At 64.7% G+C, this 16972-nt stretch carries 13 protein-coding genes; 5 read left to right on the forward strand and 8 right to left on the reverse strand.

The window, feature by feature from the left end; translation table 11 throughout:
- Window position 1: 1 nt before the first annotated feature.
- Window positions 2–448: a low molecular weight protein-tyrosine-phosphatase gene (locus tag QTI05_RS14185; protein ID WP_444812905.1), complete on the forward strand. Its 447-nt coding sequence runs from the start codon at window positions 2–4 to the stop codon at window positions 446–448.
- A complete protein-coding gene (locus QTI05_RS14190) occupies window positions 445–2709 on the forward strand; it encodes a polysaccharide biosynthesis tyrosine autokinase (protein ID WP_286545512.1) in 2265 nt (754 codons plus the stop codon). The genes QTI05_RS14185 and QTI05_RS14190 overlap by 4 nt, the downstream gene beginning before the upstream one ends.
- Before the next feature lie 35 nt (window positions 2710–2744).
- On the opposite strand, the gene QTI05_RS14195 is transcribed toward QTI05_RS14190, so the two are convergent.
- From QTI05_RS14195 to QTI05_RS14230, 8 genes are all read right to left on the reverse strand, one after another.
- Window positions 2745–3980: a glycosyltransferase WbuB gene (locus QTI05_RS14195; protein WP_286621868.1), complete on the reverse strand. Its 1236-nt coding sequence runs from the start codon at window positions 3978–3980 to the stop codon at window positions 2745–2747.
- The gene (locus tag QTI05_RS14200) at window positions 3977–5176 is read right to left on the reverse strand and encodes a glycosyltransferase (protein ID WP_286621871.1); all 1200 of its coding nucleotides are present in this window, start codon (window positions 5174–5176) and stop codon (window positions 3977–3979) included. Before QTI05_RS14200 ends, QTI05_RS14195 begins: the two co-directional genes overlap by 4 nt.
- Window positions 5177–5186: 10 nt before the next feature.
- Window positions 5187–6539: a hypothetical protein gene (locus tag QTI05_RS14205; RefSeq protein ID WP_286657821.1), complete on the reverse strand. Its 1353-nt coding sequence runs from the start codon at window positions 6537–6539 to the stop codon at window positions 5187–5189.
- A complete protein-coding gene (locus QTI05_RS14210; RefSeq protein WP_286621873.1) occupies window positions 6536–7843 on the reverse strand; it encodes a glycosyltransferase family 4 protein in 1308 nt (435 codons plus the stop codon). Before QTI05_RS14210 ends, QTI05_RS14205 begins: the two co-directional genes overlap by 4 nt.
- A 59-nt stretch (window positions 7844–7902) precedes the next feature.
- On the reverse strand, window positions 7903–8880 hold the full coding sequence (gene fcl / locus QTI05_RS14215) for a GDP-L-fucose synthase (RefSeq protein ID WP_286621875.1): 978 nt from the start codon (window positions 8878–8880) through the stop codon (window positions 7903–7905).
- 54 nt (window positions 8881–8934) lie between these two features.
- A complete protein-coding gene (locus QTI05_RS14220) occupies window positions 8935–10356 on the reverse strand; it encodes a mannose-1-phosphate guanylyltransferase/mannose-6-phosphate isomerase (RefSeq protein ID WP_286545518.1) in 1422 nt (473 codons plus the stop codon).
- Complete coding sequence (locus tag QTI05_RS14225) at window positions 10353–10988, reverse strand: sugar transferase (protein WP_286657834.1); 636 nt, start codon at window positions 10986–10988, stop codon at window positions 10353–10355. The genes QTI05_RS14220 and QTI05_RS14225 overlap by 4 nt, the downstream gene beginning before the upstream one ends.
- A 451-nt stretch (window positions 10989–11439) precedes the next feature.
- On the reverse strand, window positions 11440–14352 hold the full coding sequence (locus QTI05_RS14230; protein ID WP_286545520.1) for an Rne/Rng family ribonuclease: 2913 nt from the start codon (window positions 14350–14352) through the stop codon (window positions 11440–11442).
- Window positions 14353–14898: 546 nt separating this feature from the next.
- Between QTI05_RS14230 and QTI05_RS14235 the strand changes: the two genes are divergently transcribed.
- The 3 genes from QTI05_RS14235 to QTI05_RS14245 are packed head-to-tail and all read left to right on the forward strand — an operon-like array spanning window position 14899 to window position 16961.
- Window positions 14899–15912: an RluA family pseudouridine synthase gene (locus QTI05_RS14235; RefSeq protein ID WP_286545521.1), complete on the forward strand. Its 1014-nt coding sequence runs from the start codon at window positions 14899–14901 to the stop codon at window positions 15910–15912.
- Window positions 15905–16567 carry an HAD family hydrolase gene (locus tag QTI05_RS14240; RefSeq protein ID WP_286545522.1) on the forward strand — a complete coding sequence of 221 codons (663 nt, stop codon included), beginning with the start codon at window positions 15905–15907 and terminating at the stop codon, window positions 16565–16567. Before QTI05_RS14235 ends, QTI05_RS14240 begins: the two co-directional genes overlap by 8 nt.
- Before the next feature lie 25 nt (window positions 16568–16592).
- A complete protein-coding gene (locus QTI05_RS14245) occupies window positions 16593–16961 on the forward strand; it encodes a Rieske (2Fe-2S) protein (RefSeq protein ID WP_286545523.1) in 369 nt (122 codons plus the stop codon).
- Window positions 16962–16972: the final 11 nt, after the last annotated feature.

Genomic DNA, 16972 nt, shown 5'->3' on the forward strand with positions numbered 1-16972 from the left:
CATGGCCATCCACCACGTTCTCACCGTGTGCCTTGGCAACATCTGCCGCAGCCCCATGGCCCAAGGCCTGATGGCGGCGGCATTGCCGGATTGCGAGGTTTCGTCGGCGGGGCTCGGCGCGATGGTCGGCCATCCCGCAGATCCGCTCGCCTGCGAACTGATGCAGGAGCGCGGCGTGAGCATCGACGAGCACCGGGCGCGCCAGATCAGCCTCGATCTGTGCCAGCGTGCCGATCTCATCCTTGTCATGGACACCGAGCAGCGTCGCGCAGTGGAGCAGCGCTATCCATTTACCAATGGCAAGGTGTTCCGCCTGTGCGAACACAACAAGCGCGACGTTCCGGATCCTTACCAGGCCGGTCGTAGCGCGTTTCTGACATCGCTTGCGCTGATCGAAGACGGCGCAACGCAATGGGTTCATCGAATTTCCAGAGTATCCAGCCAATGAACTCCACCGCTACGCACTCGACCCTTTCGCCGTCCAACGCGCCTGCACCTGCGACTGTTGCGGAGGACGAGGTTGAACTCGGGCACTACTTCGAAGCCCTGGTCGCGCAGAAGTGGCTGATCGCCGCCATCGCGCTGGTCGTACTGGCGATCGGCGTGGTTTACGCGGCATTGCAGCGACCGGTTTACGAGTCGAACCTGTTGATCCAGGTCGAAGATACCGAAGGTGCCTCCAAGACTTTCCTGGCTGAGGCAACGAGCGCGTTCGACGTCAAGACACCGTCCAGCGCCGAGATGGAAATCATCCGCTCGCGCACCGTGCTGGGCCAGGCCATCGATGCCACCAAGCTCGACATCGTGGCGACACCCCGCTACGTGCCGTATGTGGGCGGTTGGCTCGCACGGCGTGCCACCGGATTGTCCGATCCCGGTTTCCTTGGCATGCCGGGCTATGTGTCGGGTACAGAGCAAATCGTCGTCGCGAACTTCAACGTGCCCGCGCGGCTCGAGGCGAACACGTTCACCGTGGTGGCCAAGGGCGGCGGGCAGTATGCGCTGCAGCACCCGACGCTGGCGCAGCCGCTGACCGGTACCGTCGGAACGCCGCTGAAGGCCGATACGCGGGATGGCCCGATCGAGTTGACTGTCGCCGAACTGGCCGGCAAGCCCGGCGCAGAGTACTCGCTGACCAAGCTGTCCAGGCTGTCGACCATCGGCAGCTTGCAGGCACGGCTGGGTCTGACCGAAAAAGGAAAGCAGTCCGGCATCATCAATGTGTCCATGGAGGACAACAATCCGGTTCAGCTGGCACGCGTCCTGAATGCCGTCGGCGCGCAGTACGTGCGTCAGAACGTCGAACGCAAGGCGGCCGAAGCACAAAAGACGCTGAGCTTTCTCGATGTTCAATTGCCCATGTTCAAGCGCCAGCTCGAACAGTCGGAGGAGGTCTACAACCGGTATCGGAACCAGAAGGGCACCGTCGCGTTCACCGAAGAAGCCTCGCTGGTTCTGGGCACGGCTGTCGATCGCCAGACCCGGCTGCTCGACCTGCAGCAGCGCCGCCGCGACCTCGAGAGCCGCTTCACGTCGGCCCATCCGAGCGTCCAGACCCTCGATGCCCAGATCGCGGCCTTGCAGCGCGACATCGGTGATGTGCAGACCCGCATCAAGAGCCTGCCGGCATTGCAGCAGGAAGCCGTCCGCATGGAGCGCGACGTCAAGGTCAACACCGAGCTCTATCAATCCCTGCTGAACAACGCGATGCAACTGCGCCTCGTGAAGGAAGGCAAAGTTGGCAATGTGCGCGTGCTGGACGAAGCCGTCGTGCCCGAGGGGCCGATCAAGCCGAACCGTCGAACCATCGTCGCCGTGGCGTTTGCGCTCGGGTTGTTCCTCGGGATTGTCGTGGCCTTCATTCGCAATGCGCTGATCGAGCAACGGATCAAGGATCCGCATGAAGTCGAGTCGCAGACCGCGCTGCCGGTGTTCTCGACCATCCCGGTCAGTGTGGCGCAGACCGAGATTGCGCAGCGGCGTCTTACTGGCGCCACCGGTGTTCGCCTGCTCGCGATCGAACGCCCGGACGATCTGGCGGTGGAAAGCCTGCGAAGTCTGCGCACGGCCATGCAGTTCGCGATGCTGGAGGCTCCCAACAACCGCGTGATGATCACCGGCGCCACGCCAGGCGTGGGCAAGAGCTTCGTGACTTCGAACTTTGCTGCGCTGATGGCCGCCGCTGGCAAACGCACACTGCTGATCGATGCCGACCTGCGGCGCGGTCACTTGCACCAGTACCTCGGGCTGCAACGCCACGGCGGTCTTTCGGAGCTGATTGCCGGTAGCCTGACGATCCAGCAGACCGTGCACCGCCAGGTGGTGCCGAACCTCGACTTCCTCGCCACCGGACAGTTGCCCCCCAATCCGGCCGAGTTGCTGACTTCGGACTCGTTCACCAGCACGTTGGGACGTCTCTCCGAGCAGTACGACATGGTGGTGATCGATACGCCGCCGGTGCTGGTGGCGTCGGACACGGCGGCCATTGCAACGCATGCCGGGACGGTGTTGCTGGTGGCCCGCGCCAACCTGTCGAGCATGGGCGAGCTCAAGGAAAGCACGCGGCGCCTGGCGCTCGGTGGCAAGGCCGCGACCGGGGTGCTGCTGAACGCCATGGACGCCAAACGGCGAGCCTATGGTGGCTACAAGTACGGGCGCTACCGGTACACCAACTACAACTACGAGAGCATCCTGCCCGAAGAGCAGTAAACAATCCGAAAAGAGGCCGCCAAGAGCGGCCTTTTTTATGGCGGTGCCGGTTGTGAAGTGCAGGCGTGGAGGTCGACTTCGAACTGGCGCAGTACGGCATCCTGTGCGATGCGCTGCGTCGCGTAGTCGCGCGCCTTGCTGCCGAATTCGGCACGCAGCGCGGGTTGGGCTGCGAGTTCGGCAATCGCCGCGGCCAGCGCCGCTGGCTGTTCGGGCGGAACCACGAGGCCGCATTGCGCAACGACCACACCCACTTCGGTGTTTGCATGCGCCGTCGCGATGACAGCCCGGCCACTGCTGAGCATGCCGGTGAGTTTGGACGGCATGACCAGGTCGGCCGCATCGGCGCGCTGCGGCAACAGGTGGATATCGGCCAGTCCGAGCAGATCGCCCAACCGTTCGACCGGCTGCAGATCCAGAAAACGCACGTTCGGCAAGCCTTGGCAGCGTTGTTCAAGAGGAAGGCGTCCCGGGCCGAAGCCGCAGAACACAAACTGGATCGCCGGGTCGCCCTGCAGCAGCAGCGCCACGTCCGAAAGGATTTCGAGGCCCTGCTTGTTGCCCATGTTGCCGGAATAGAGTGCTACCACGGCATCGGGCGCGATGCCGAGTTCGGCGCGGTACGGGCTCGCGGCGGTCAGGGGGCGGATCGTCGATACGTCGGCCCAGTTCGGCAGTGAGACGAGGCGTCGATCGTCAACGCCCTTGCTGCGCGCCCGTTCGAGCATGCGCTCCGAAATAGTCGACACCCGATCGAACCGGCGAAGGATCCAGCGCTCGGCGGCGGTCACCGCGGTTCGCAGGCGCGCACCTTTCAGCAAGCCGAGATCGAATGCGGCATCGACTTCGTAGTCCTGGATATGGAGCCATGCGCGGGCGCCGCGCAAACGCGCAAATGCCAGCGCGGCCGGCGCACACACCAGGGGCGGCTCGGTCATCCAGACGACATCGGGGCGCCAGCGCCACTGGGCCAGCAGGCTGGGCACGCTGGCGAGACCGAAGCTCGCCAGGTGCAACAACCGCGTCAGGCCGGACACGCGGCGCGGCACCCAGACCGGGGTGCGGAATACGGCAACGCCGCGCCATTCTTCGCGCTTGTAGCGGCGCGCGCTGTAGCCGGGCCACACCGCCCAATCGGGATAGTAGGGCGGCGCAGTGACCACCCGCACGTCGTGACCCGCTGCGGCCAGCCAGGCGGCCATTTCGCCGGTGTACTTGCCGATGCCGGTCAGCTCGGGCGCGAAATTGATGCCATAGAGGAGGATCTTCAAGCGTGCGAGCCCTTGCTGGCGGTGTGTCCGTCCGGGGCGACCGGCGGTGATCCGCCGATGATGCGCACCAGGTTGGCCGCGACTGTTTCGATACGGAAGCGCCGGTCGAAGCAGCGGCGCGCTGCCGCCTGTCGTTCCGCGCCTTGCGCGAGCGGTGCGTCCAGCCAGCGCGTGAGCAGGCGCACCGTGCCGTCCAGCGTGTCGGGTTCGACCCAGCCGGCAGCGTCGGCGTCGATCTCGCGCCAGATATTGACCTTGTCGGAGATCAGCACCGGCCGACCGCATGCGAGCGCTTCCGCCACGGCCACACCGAAGTTTTCCTGGTGCGATGGCAGGCAGAAGACTTCGCTGGCATGAAACGCGCCCCACTTGAGGTCGCCCGACAGCATGCCGGTCCAGCAGATGCGGTCTGTCAGCCCGAGCTGGGCGGCCCGTTGCTGCAACTGGGTCGTCCAGCCATCGTGGTCGGGGCCGGCCATCACGAGATGCACGTCGGGCGCGCGGGCGCAGACCTTCGCGAAGGCCTCGATCAGGAGATCACAGCCTTTCTTCTCGTGAATGCGGCCGAGGAACAGCACCAGGCGCTTGCCCTGCAATTGCGGCCAGGCTGTCAGAAAGGTGTTCGAGAGCCGGCCATCGACATCGTGAGGTGGCTCCGAAGTGCCGTAGGAGCTGGTCGCTTCGCGACAGCGGTAGAGCCAGAACGATTGGCGTGCCATCCGCCGCTCTTCATCGCAGGTGAACAGGACAGCCTTGGCATCGCGCAGAACACGGTACTCGCCCCAGGGCCAGTACAGCCATTTTTTCAGATGCTTGAGGGGATAGCGACGCTTGAACCACGGATCCAGCATGCCGTGGCTGTAGACGTAGTAGCCCGGCGCTGCACGGCGCAACACCCGCCAGGCCGCCAGGCCGACGTATTGCCAGAGGCCATTGACGATGACCGCGTCGTACTGCGGCGAATGCTGCTTCAGCCACGGCACCAGAGCCGAGGTATAGCCATAGGTGCCTCGTACGGGCCCGAGCGCGTGAACCTGCCCCGGAAAAGCCTGCAGATGCAGTGCATCTGGTGGGTCGAGAGACAGTACTTCGCTGCGGTGACCCATCGCCTCGAGCGCCATGTGGACGCGCAACAGGCCCTCGGCGGTTCCGCCGCTGCGAGGATCGACGGACGGGATCAGATGAAGGATTTTCAAGACGCCCCCGTCAACTTCGGACGAGACGTCTCGGAAAAATGTCCATTGCGGGATATCTGAGCGAGAGCAGCGCAAAGCCAAAGAGGATCCCCAGCATCGCATTGGAGGTCAGTTGCCCGATGCCGGACCATGCCAGGAATGCGAGCGAGAAGGTGAGCCACAGGAGCAGCGGAACCATTGCGCCGCTGCGCAGCGCAATGGCCAGGCTCTTGCCCGTGCCCACGACAATGACAAGAACCTTCAATGCGGTGAACAGGTAGCCGAGCAGTCCGCCCTCGAGCAACGTCCGGCCGGCCTCGGTTTCAGCGAGAACGAAGAAGGAGGTACTGCCGGTTCGCACATAGTTGGCCAGATTGGAGCCCAGCCCGATGCCATGTCCGATCCAGGTGAAGTCGTTGTAGATGTTGCTTTCGCCGATGAAGGTCGTCAGCAGCCGCTCCACGAAGTCCTCTCCTTCGGATGCTTGTTGAAAGCGCTGCTGTGTTGTGTCGACCGCGCCCTGGAACACCAGCGCGAACAGGCCGGCAATCCCCAGCAGCGCCACCGCGCCCACCAGCGCCTTGCCCTTGTCTGCCGTGCGCGAGAACAGCAATTGGCCCAGCACGAACAGCCCGACGAGCACACCTGTGAAGATCACGGCACCGCGCGAGCCGCTGACCACGGTGCCTACCACCAGGGTGGCGAACACGGCGCCGGCGAACGCCAGCTGCCGCACCGTGCGCTTTCTGGCGCTCGCCACCGCGAGCGCGAGCGGCGCGGCCACCGCAAGGAAGGTCGTGTAGCCCGAAGTGAAGCTGAAGGTGCCGGTGGTGCGGACGACGCCGCTGACCGCAACGAAGACCTCGTCTTCAACGCTGTCGACCTGGCTGTTGATGAACGCGCCAGGAGGTGAATAGTATTGAAGCACTGCCAGCGGCGCCAACAGGATCAGCAGCGCGCCCGACACCAGCATGGCCGCGCGATAGTCCGACTCGTTCATCGTCACCGCTGCGGCGTAACCGAACCAGAGATACAGCAACCAGAAGCGCAGTCCGATCAGCAGGATCAAGGGGTTTCCATCGGTCAGCATCACCTGGAGCATGCCCCAGGCGGCCACACAGCACGACCAGGCGAGCAGCACTGCCGTCACGCTCTTTTGGCGACGGAAGTAGCCGCGCTTCCAAACGTAGAAGACCAGGTACATGGCCAGCAGGTCGCGCAACAGGATGAGGGGCAGGGTGGCGGAGGACGCGACCCATTTGCGGATCGCTCCCTCGAACACGACCAGCAGGAACACAACGATGAACAGCGATCCCGCCCGCGACAAGGTCGCAGCGTCGGCTGGAAGCGAGAGTCGGCGAGAAAGCGCCCGCATCAGCATCATTGCAGAAAGTCCTCTACCAGCTTGCCGGCCCGATTGCGGTACCGCTCCCAGGAGAACTCCTGCGAAGCCTGTGCCGCAGGCAGGCGGGCCTCACGAAGGAGTTCGGGGTCGGCGATCAGCTGACGCAGCATGGTACACAGCGCATCGAGCTCCGGCTCGATGATCCATCCGCTGTCGGGAAACGCTTCGACGATGGCTTTGGCACCCGTCTGGGTCGATACCAGCGCCGGCGTTCCGCATGACATGGCCTCTGCAACCACCATCCCGAACGAATCGGACCGCGATGGCAGCACCAGGCAATCGGCCTCGGCCATCAACTCGAAAAGTTGTGCCTGCGGCACGCTCGGACGATACCGTGCACCCGGGGTCTTCTGGACGGCCTCGAGCAGTTCGGGGTCGCCCACGCCACCCACGAAACTCAACTCGTAGGGCAGTCCCTCCCTGTGCAGCTGCTCGAAGGCGGCCACGATCAGGTCGACCGATTTACGACGGCTCAGCGGCCCCGCGAACATGAAACGTGTGGGGCCGGCCTTGCGGGGTGGCGGCGTGTTCAGCGAGCCCCGTATCGGATCAGCGCCAAGCAGCAAGGGTTGAAGCCGACCGCGGCTGACGCCATTCGCGGCGTAGCTGTCCGCGGCGAGAGGCGAGCAGGTGAGGATGAGATCTGCCATCGCGATCTCGGCGTCCTTGCGCCGGTTGACCTCCGACGTGTAGGGCGTATCGGCCGGGTGCAGCAATTCGGACACCGTCTTGTGGTGAAACGCGGCAGCATCGAGGATGCAGCGCGCGCCCACCGCCTTGGCCGCAGCAAACGTATGGTAGGCCGCATTCTCGTAGGCCACCACGGTCTTGGGGCGCAAGGCGAGCACGCGCTTTGCAGCCCAGGCGTCGAACCAGTGGAACATGCGATGGATGCGGTCGCCGCCAAAGCCGACGGTGAGCTTCGACGTCGCGCGCATCATCAACTGGAAGCGCAGAGGATGTACGCGCAGCGAAGCAGGGATCTCGACCCGCCTCATGCGTTGTCGATAGCGGGGCGGCAGCCACCATGGCAAAGGCTCGTCGCCTGTCGCAACAGGCACGCCAGACCAGAACGCCTGAAGGAGCTGCCGTTCGTGCAGCGCAAGCGCGAGCTGATGCGAATGCTGCAAGGCCGGATGCGTCACCAGCACGGAGTGGGCCGTTGCGGTCTTTGCATCGGGCTCGCCATGCTGCGGTGCGCTCGGCGCCTGAACGTGTCCGGCCGAGCCGAGCGCGCCCCGCAGCGACTGTTGCAGACCACTACCGGCAGCGTGTGTCGTCATGATCATTATCGACCGCGTGACATGACCGGTTGAGTGACGCGAGCATCAGATGCCGCGCCTCAAACTGCCACTTCCTCGTTCTGCAGCGAATGCTGGAAATCCTGGTACGCCAGTGCGATTCCGGCTCGCAACGACGTGCTCGCCTGCCAGCCAAGTTGACGGATCTTCGAAACGTCCAGCAGCTTGCGCGGCGCGCCGTCCGGCTTGCTGGGGTCGGTTTCGATGCGGCCCTCATAGCCGACCACTTCGCTCACCAGCGCCGCGAGTTCAGCGATCGTCAGGTCTTCTCCGGTACCGACATTGATGTGGCTTTCCATGGCCTGAGTATGGCCGGCATATTGCGCAGCGGAAAGCGTCATCACATGAACCGAAGCGCTCGCCATGTCATCAACGTAGAGAAACTCGCGTCGGGCCGTGCCCGTGCCCCAGATCACCACGGCAGGCGTTTCCGCCAGCTTGGCTTCGTGAAAGCGCCGGATCATCGCAGGCAGCACATGGCTGTTCTGCGGGTGGTAGCTGTCCCCGGGGCCATACAGGTTGGTCGGCATCACGCTGCGGTAGTCCGTGCCGTATTGCCGGTTGTAGCTCTCGCAGAGCTTGATGCCGGCAATCTTTGCGATGGCATAGGGCTCATTGGTCGGCTCGAGCTTGCCCGTCAACAGTGTTTCCTCGGCCATCGGCTGCATTGCCAGCTTCGGGTAGATGCAGCTGGAGCCCAGAAACAGCAGTTGCTGCACGCCGGTCAGCCAGGCTTCGTGCACGACGTTGGTCTGCACCATCAGGTTGGAGTAGATGAATTCCGCCGGGTAGGCATTGTTGGCATGAATGCCCCCGACGCGTGCCGCTGCGAGATACACCTGATCAGGCTTCTCCTCGGCAAAAAACTGTCGCACCTGCGCTTGATCCGTCAGATCGAGCTCATCATGGCTGCGCGTCAGAATCGTCTTGTAGCCCCTGGCTTTCAGGTTGCGCACGATGGCACTGCCCACCATCCCGCGGTGCCCGGCTACATATATGCGCTTTTGCAGTTCATTCATGTGTGTCGTCGGCAGGCGCCGCGTTGAAGAGGTGGATGCTGACTCGCGCCGGCCTCAGGCCAGCTTCAAGGCCGTTTCGCCGCCTTGTTCGAAACGAACGATGTCGTCTTCGCCCAGGTAGCTTCCGGTTTGTACCTCAATCACTTCCAGCACCGTCTTGCCGGGGTTTTCGAGACGGTATACAGCGCCGAGCGGGATATAGACCGACTCGTTTTCCTTGACCAGGATCGAGGTCTTGTCGCGCGTGACCATGGCGGTGCCCTGAACCACAACCCAATGCTCGGCACGGTGGTGATGCATGCGCAGCGCCAAGCCGGCCCCGGGCTTCACTGTCAGGCGCTTCACTGCGAAACGCTCGCCGTCGTCGATGCTGTCGTAGGCACCCCATGGGCGCGGCACGCGGCGGTGCCGGGTCGCCTGGCTGCGCCCCCGTGTCGTCAGCAGGCTGACCACTTCCTTGACTTGCTCTGCGCAATCACTGGAGGCGACCAGCAGTGCGTCGGGCGTGTCGACGATCAAAAGGTTTTCGGTACCGAGCGCAACCACCGGACGCGTCGGCGCGTGGATGAATGTGTTCGTTGCACCCAGCGAAAAACCATGACCGCTGATGCGATTGCCTTCTGCGTCGGGCTCGTGCAAGGCGGCGACCGCGTTCCAGCTGCCGACATCGCTCCAGGCGCCCTCGAAGGGCACCACCGCCACATGGGCATATCTTTCGAGCACCGCATAGTCGATGCTCTGGCTGCGGCATGCTTCGAACGCCGCACTGTCCATGCGCACGAAGTCGCCATCCGCCTGCGCTGCAGCGGTCGCATGCCGACAGGCTTCCAGAATGTCGGGCGCGTGTTCCGCCAGCGCCGCGAGCAGCACCTTGGCTTGCACCAGGAAGATGCCGGCATTCCAGAAATGGTCGCCTTGCAACAGTAACTGCTGGGCGCGCGCGGCATCGGGCTTTTCGACGAACGCCACCACGCGTCGCGCGTCGGTGTCGCTGCTGTCATCGAGGAACTTTCCGCGCTGGATGTAGCCGTAGGCGGTGCTCGGAAATGTGGGAAGTACCCCGAAGGTCACGATGTGGCCTGCCAGCGCTGCTGCAATCCCCTTGGTGACCGTCGATGCGAACTGTGCGGCATCCGGTATGTGGTGATCGGCCGGCGCGAACAACAGCAGATGCTCGGGCTCGGCAAGCAGTGCGGCTGCGGCCATCGCCGCTGCCGTGTTGCGCGCCACCGGCTCCAGCAGCTGCCGGCCGCGCGTGCCTGCCGCGTCGACCGCTTCCTGCACCAGGAAACGGTGCTCTTCAGCCGCCACGCAGGTGACTGACGGATTGAGCAGGCGCAGCCGTTCCAGCGTGAGCTGCAACAGGCTCTTATTGCCTATCAGCGGCGCGAACTGCTTGGGCAATGTCTTGCGTGACAGCGGCCACAGTCGCGTACCGCTGCCGCCGCAGAGCACGACAGGGTGAACGGTGTTCAACGCGAGCCATCCCCGGTGACCACAGCACCGACGGTCTTCAGCAGGATCTTGATGTCCAGCCACAGCGACCAGTTGTTGACGTACTCTGCGTCGAGCTCGACGCGCTTGGCATAGGGCAGCCGGTTGCGGCCGCTGACTTGCCAGAGACCGGTGATGCCCGGGCGCATTTCGCAATAGTGCGCCCAGCTCTTGCCGTACAGGCTGCGCTGCCGCTCCATGCAGGGACGCGGGCCGACCAGGCTCATGTCGCCCTTCAGCACATTCCAGAACTGCGGCAGTTCATCGAGGCTGAGCTTGCGGATGAACTGGCCGACCGGCGTGATGCGCGGGTCTTTTTCAAGCTTCTGGAACGTGTCCCACTCTGTACGCGCCATGTCGTTGCGGCTGAGGAACTCATCGAGCACTTCTTCCGAGTTTTGCAGCATCGAACGGAACTTGTAGAAGCGAAAGCGTTGGCCGCCCGCACCCAGACGGTTCTGCCAGAAGTGAACGGGCCGGCCCATGCTGATCAACACGCACAGCGCGACCACAAGATAGATTGGTCCGAACACCGCGAAGAAAGTAAGGGCGCCTGCGATGTCGAGCGCACGCTTTGCAGTGCGTTCGACTGCGGTCAGCCGACGTGGCTGCACATAGATCGTCGGATGCGATGGATTGCCGCCTCCAGGAACGAGGCGGGGGGCAACGGGGCCGTGAGCGGCGGAGTCGGATCGGAACATCGAAATCCCCTGAAAAAGGGCACTGCGTCAAAGATCGGCAGTGTAACGCTTTACTACTATTCGCAAGAATTTGAACACATTTGAGCTACTTCGTCTTGTCGACAAAAGTCGTAAGCCATCCGACAAAGCATGGCTTCCAACCCTCTGTCCGCTCCCTGCTGACTCTTTTTGTGCATCGCAGCAATATTAAACAGAGTGTAGTCCTTTTGTATGACATAAAAGTAACGGTGCGAGATCGAAAGCGTTGTCTTTACGCGCCGAAGTGCAGAAAGTCACACTTTCGGGTTAACCCGATGCCGTGGCAAACAAAAAAGCCCCTGGCGCCGTCACCGGCGCCAGGGGCTCGAAGTCACTCCGTCTCGGTTCAGACGGCGACGTTGTCCCGAGGTGTTGCCTGCTCAAAGGGCAGAACCACGTGGGTCAGATCCCTGCGGGTCTCCACCAACACCAGAGGCTCGTCATCGAGAACCACTGCCGGCGGTCGTTGACGCGGCACATGCACGGGCTGCGGTTCGGCCGCAATCGCCGCCTGCGCCTGGGCAATGCGCTCGGCGTCGGAGTTGACCCAGTGCAGACCGGAGCCTTCTGCGATCTGCGCGAGTTGGGCCAATGGCAATTCGAACGGCGTTACCTTGGGCAGCGCTCGACTCGACGGCGCGGGTGCGACAGCACTCGGCACGATGGTCACCGGCTCCACGTGTTCGCGCGGCGCTGCTGCGAAGGCCGGGGCAGCGGCCAGGCGGGTCGGCGGGGCGTCGGCTTCGACTTCGGTGGCGCCAGTCGTCGCCGCAGCCGGTTCTGCATCGTCGCGCGGCGCACGTTCCCGGCGGTCACGGCCATAGCGGTCGCGTGAACGGCCGCGGCGTTCTTCGCCTTCGGCGCGCGGCGCTTCGGGAGCGCTGTCCTCCGGTACGACTGCTGCGGTGTCTATCGGTGGCTCGGCCTCGGCGCGGAGGGTGTCGCTCGCCGCAGGAGCGCTGTCGCCACGGCGCTCGCGCCGGCCTTCACCGCCTCGTTCGCGGCGTTCGCCCCGCTCTCCTCGTTCACCACGGGTGCGCGGCGGGCGCTGTTCGCCCGCAGCCGCAACGTTCTCTTCACCGGCAACCTGGCCCGGCATTGCAAGCTGGTCTTGCTGAATGCCTTCGGACGCAACCGGCAAGGCACGGGTCTCGCCATCGCGGCGTTCGCCACGGCCACCTCGGCGCTCGCCGTCACGCGGCGGGCGCGGTTCGCGCGGCTGTTGCGGGTCACGTGCTTCGCGGGGCTCACGGCGCTCGCCTTCGGCGCGCGGTTCACGGCGCTCGCCCTCAGCGCGCGATTCGCGTCGCTCGCCTTCAGGCCGCCCTTCGCGGCGCTCGCCTGAGCGGCCGCCACGGCGTTCGCCATCGCGGCCGCTTCGGCCGCCGCGGCGCTGCTCGCCGTCACGGCCACCGCGGGCTTCGCCGCCGCGGCTGCCTTCGCGCCGCGGCTGCCGGGGTGCCTCTTCCGGCGCAGCAACCGGCGCCGGCGTCGGGGTGGGCGCGGGGGCCGGGGTACCGCCGAAGAAGCTCTTGAGCCAACCGAAGAAGCCGGTTTCGGCGGGAGCAGGTGTCGGAGCGGGGGTCACGACGGGTGCCGGTGTAGCCACCGGCGCTGCAGCGCGCACGGGTTCGGGCTTGGGAATGGCGACCGGTGCCGGTGCGTCGGGCAGCACGCCCTTGATCACCGGTGTCTGCTTGTTGGTCGGCTCCTGCGAGCGCCGGGTGATGGAGGTCGGATCTTCGATCTCGTCCACCTTGTAGCTGGGCTCGATGTGGTCGAGGCGCGGGTCGTCGTGTTTGAGCCGCTCCAAGCGGTAGTTTGGCGTTTCGAGCGTCTTGTTCGGCTTCATCACCACGGTGACGCGTTGCTTCAGCTCGATCTTGGCGATCTCGGGCCGCTTTTCGTTCAGCAGGAAGGATGCGACGTCCACCGGCACCTGAACGTGCACGGCGGCCGTGTTGTCCTTCAGGCACTCCTCCTGAATGATGCGCAGGATCTGCAGCGCGCTCGATTCGGTGTCGCGGATGTGGCCCGAGCCGCCGCAGCGCGGGCAGGGGATCGACGAGCCTTCGCTGAGCGCCGGCTTCAGGCGCTGGCGGCTCATTTCCATCAGGCCGAACTTGCTGATCGAGCCGAATTGCACGCGGGCGCGGTCTTGCCGCAGCGCGTCGCGCAGGCGGCTTTCGACTTCGCGGCGGTTCTTCGACTCGTCCATGTCGATGAAGTCGATGACGATCAGGCCGCCCAGGTCGCGCAGGCGCATCTGGCGGGCCACTTCGTCGGCGGCTTCGAGGTTGGTGCGGGTAGCGGTTTCTTCGATGTCGCCGCCCTTGATGGCGCGCGCCGAGTTCACGTCGACCGAGACCAGTGCCTCGGTGTGGTCGATCACGATGGCGCCGCCGCTCGGCAACTGCACCGTGCGGGCATAGGCCGATTCGATCTGATGCTCGATCTGGAAGCGCGAGAACAGCGCCGCGTCGTCGCGGTAGCGCTTCACGCGGGCCGCATGCTCGGGCATGACGTGCGCCATGAACTGCTGCGCCTGGTCGTAGATGTCGTCGGTGTCGATCAGGATGTCGCCGATGTCGTGATTGAAATAGTCACGAATCGCACGGATCACGAGGCTCGATTCCTGGTAGATCAGGAATGCGCCCTTGCCGCCCTTGGACGCGCCGTCGATGGCGGCCCAGAGCTTGAGCAGGTAGTTCAGATCCCACTGCAGTTCGGGCGCCGAACGGCCGATGCCTGCAGTGCGGGCGATGATGCTGGCACCCTTGGGGTACTCCAGCTGATCCATCGCCTCTTTCAGCTCGGCGCGGTCGTCGCCCTCGATGCGCCGGCTCACGCCGCCGCCGCGCGGATTGTTCGGCATCAGCACGACATAGCGGCCGGCCAGCGAGATGAAGGTGGTGAGTGCGGCACCCTTGTTGCCGCGCTCTTCCTTCTCGACCTGAACCACCAGTTCCTGGCCTTCGCGGATCGCGTCCTGGATGCGGGCCTGGCTGGCTGACACGCCTTCGGCGAAGTACTGCTTGGAGATTTCCTTGAACGGCAGGAAGCCGTGGCGGTCTTCGCCGTAGTCGACGAAGCAGGCCTCGAGACTGGGTTCGACCCGGGTCACGACCGCCTTGTAGATGTTGCCCTTGCGCTGTTCGCGCCCTTCGATTTCGATTTCGTAGTCGAGCAGTTTCTGCCCGTCGACGATGGCCAGGCGGCGTTCTTCCGGCTGCGTGGCGTTGATCAGCATCCGCTTCATGAGCGTTGTCCTCTTATGTGTCGTTCTACCGGCCCATGACGGGCCAACGATGCACAGACGACGCTTCTCGAAACGAGGGGAATTGCCGCTTGGCCCCGGATGCTGTGGCCGTTTCGCGCGAAAGCGCGGGCGGCCGTCTGAGCGTCAGCTCAAGGACAGCCGGGGTGGGGGCGCGTGGATGGGCGCGAGCCGGGTGCGGTGTTGATTTGCTATCTTTTTGATAGCGGATTGCGCAATGGTGGCGCGCGCTGCGGGCGATTCAATACCTGAAGCCGCTGGCAAAAGCCAGGTCGGCCAGCGCAGGCACAGTTGAATCAGCAGCATCAACACAAGGGACTCGCTTCGATCCGCAGACAGCTTGGGGGCTGCCTGCTGGGTATTCCGTATCGGTGTTTCGTGGGCGTCGGCATGACCCGGATGCCGAACCTGCCACTTTGCGCGATTGCGCGGGGTTTGCGGGTTCGACGCCAAGGCGGCATCGACCTCACAGCGTGGACATGAGTGCTCTAAACTTCTGTCTAATCAAGCACTTACACGACCGCGCTGGTGAAAAACATTATAGGTGCGAAGCCCGGCCCTGCGGGGGCGGAAGTTCGTTTTCTGACGGTCGATGAAGAATCGGCCGGCCAGCGACTCGACAACTTCCTGTTCCGTCAGCTCAAAGGCGTTCCCAAGACCCATGTCTACCGGATCATCCGGTCGGGAGAGGTGCGCATCAACAAGGGCCGCGCGCAGGCCGAAACCCGCATCGAAGTCGGCGACGTGCTGCGGCTGCCGCCGGTGCGCGTGGCCGCGCGGTCGGAAGAAGGCGCGACGCCACCAGCGCCGCCGCGCGACTTTCCGCTGTTGCACGAAGACGATGCCCTGCTCGCGATCGACAAGCCGGCCGGCGTGGCCGTCCACGGTGGCAGCGGCGTGAGCTTCGGCGTGATCGAGCAGTTGCGCACCGCGCGACCGTCCGCGAAGTTTCTGGAACTCGTGCACCGGCTCGACCGCGAAACCTCCGGCATCCTGCTGGTCGCCAAGAAGCGCAGCGCGCTGACCGCGCTGCAAGACCAGTTCCGCGAGCGTGAAACCGGCAAGACCTACCTCGCGCTGGTCGAAGGCGACTGGCCGACCGCCAAGAAGGTGCTCGATGCACCGCTGGCCAAGTATTTGCTGCCCGACGGCGAGCGCCGCGTGCGCGTCGTGGCCAAGGACCATGCCGACGCGATGCGTGCGATCACGCTGGTCAAGGTGCTGGCCCGGTTCAGCCTGCCGGGCGAAAAACAGCCGATGTCCCTGCTGGCCGTGACGATCAAGACCGGCCGCACGCACCAGATCCGCGTGCACCTCGCCTCGGCCGGGCACGCGATCGCGGGCGACGACAAGTATGGCGATTTCGAACGCAATCGCGCGCTGCAGAAAACCGGTCTCAAGCGCATGTTCCTGCACGCTTGGCGCCTGCAGTTCAACCACCCCGCCGATGGCCACCGCGTTGCGCTGCAGGCCGCGCTGCCGCCGGAACTCGCCAGCCTGCTGCCGCCGGCGACCCTTACCGAAACTTCAAGACATGACTGAACCAAGACGCTTCGACCTGATCGCCTTCGACTGGGATGGCACCCTCTACGACTCCACCCAATTGATCGTGCGCTGCATCCAGGCGGCCGTGGTCGACGTTGGCGGCGCGAAGCCGAGCGACAAGGATGCCGCCTGGGTCATCGGGCTCGGCCTGGCGGAAGCGCTGGCACGTGCTGCGCCGGATGTGCCGCGCGAGAAGTACGCCGAACTCGGTGCCCGCTACCGGCATCACTACCTCGGCCACAACGACGACCTGGTGCTGTTCGATGGCGTCCTGCCGATGCTCGATGCGCTGAGGGAGCGTGGCCACAAGCTGGCGGTGGCCACCGGCAAATCGCGCAAGGGCCTCGACGGCGCGCTCGCGACCGCCGAACTGCACAACCGTTTCGACGGCTCGCGCACCGCGGACGAAACCGAGGGCAAGCCGCACCCGCGGATGCTGCTCGAGCTCATGGACGAGCTGCGCGTGCCGCCCGAGCGCACGCTGATGATCGGCGACACCACGCACGACCTGCAACTCGCCCTCAACGCCGGCTGCGCCAGTGTGGGTGTGAGCTACGGCGCGCACGAGCCGGCCAGCTTCGACGCGCTGCGCCCGCTGTTCATCGCCCATTCGGTGGCCAGCCTGCAGGAATGGCTGCTTGCCAACGCCTGAAGAATCGACGCAGCAAGAGCGTGCCATGAGTGAAGAAATCATTCCGTTGTGCAAGGCCGCCGATCTGGCCGAGGGCGGTGTTGCCGTGCCCTTCGACGTGACCTACGCGGGTGAAACCTGCCGCGCCTTCGCAATCCGCTTCGAAGGTCGGCCGCACGCGTTCCTGAACCGCTGCAGCCATGTGGCGATGGAGATGGACTTCCAGCCCGATCGCTTCTTCGATGACAGCGGCCAGTGGCTGCTCTGCGCCACCCATGGCGCGGTCTACAAACCCGACACCGGCGAGTGCGCGGGCGGCCCATGCCGCGGCGGGCTGGTCAAGATCGCCCTGAGCGAGCGGGACGGCGTGGTGCACTGGCATACTGCCTGGAACCTCCAACCCCTGGCCTTCTGAGCGGCCTTTCT

The sequence above is a fragment of the Variovorax fucosicus genome (genome assembly GCF_030316825.1).
In the GTDB taxonomy this organism is placed as follows: domain Bacteria; phylum Pseudomonadota; class Gammaproteobacteria; order Burkholderiales; family Burkholderiaceae_C; genus Variovorax; species Variovorax fucosicus.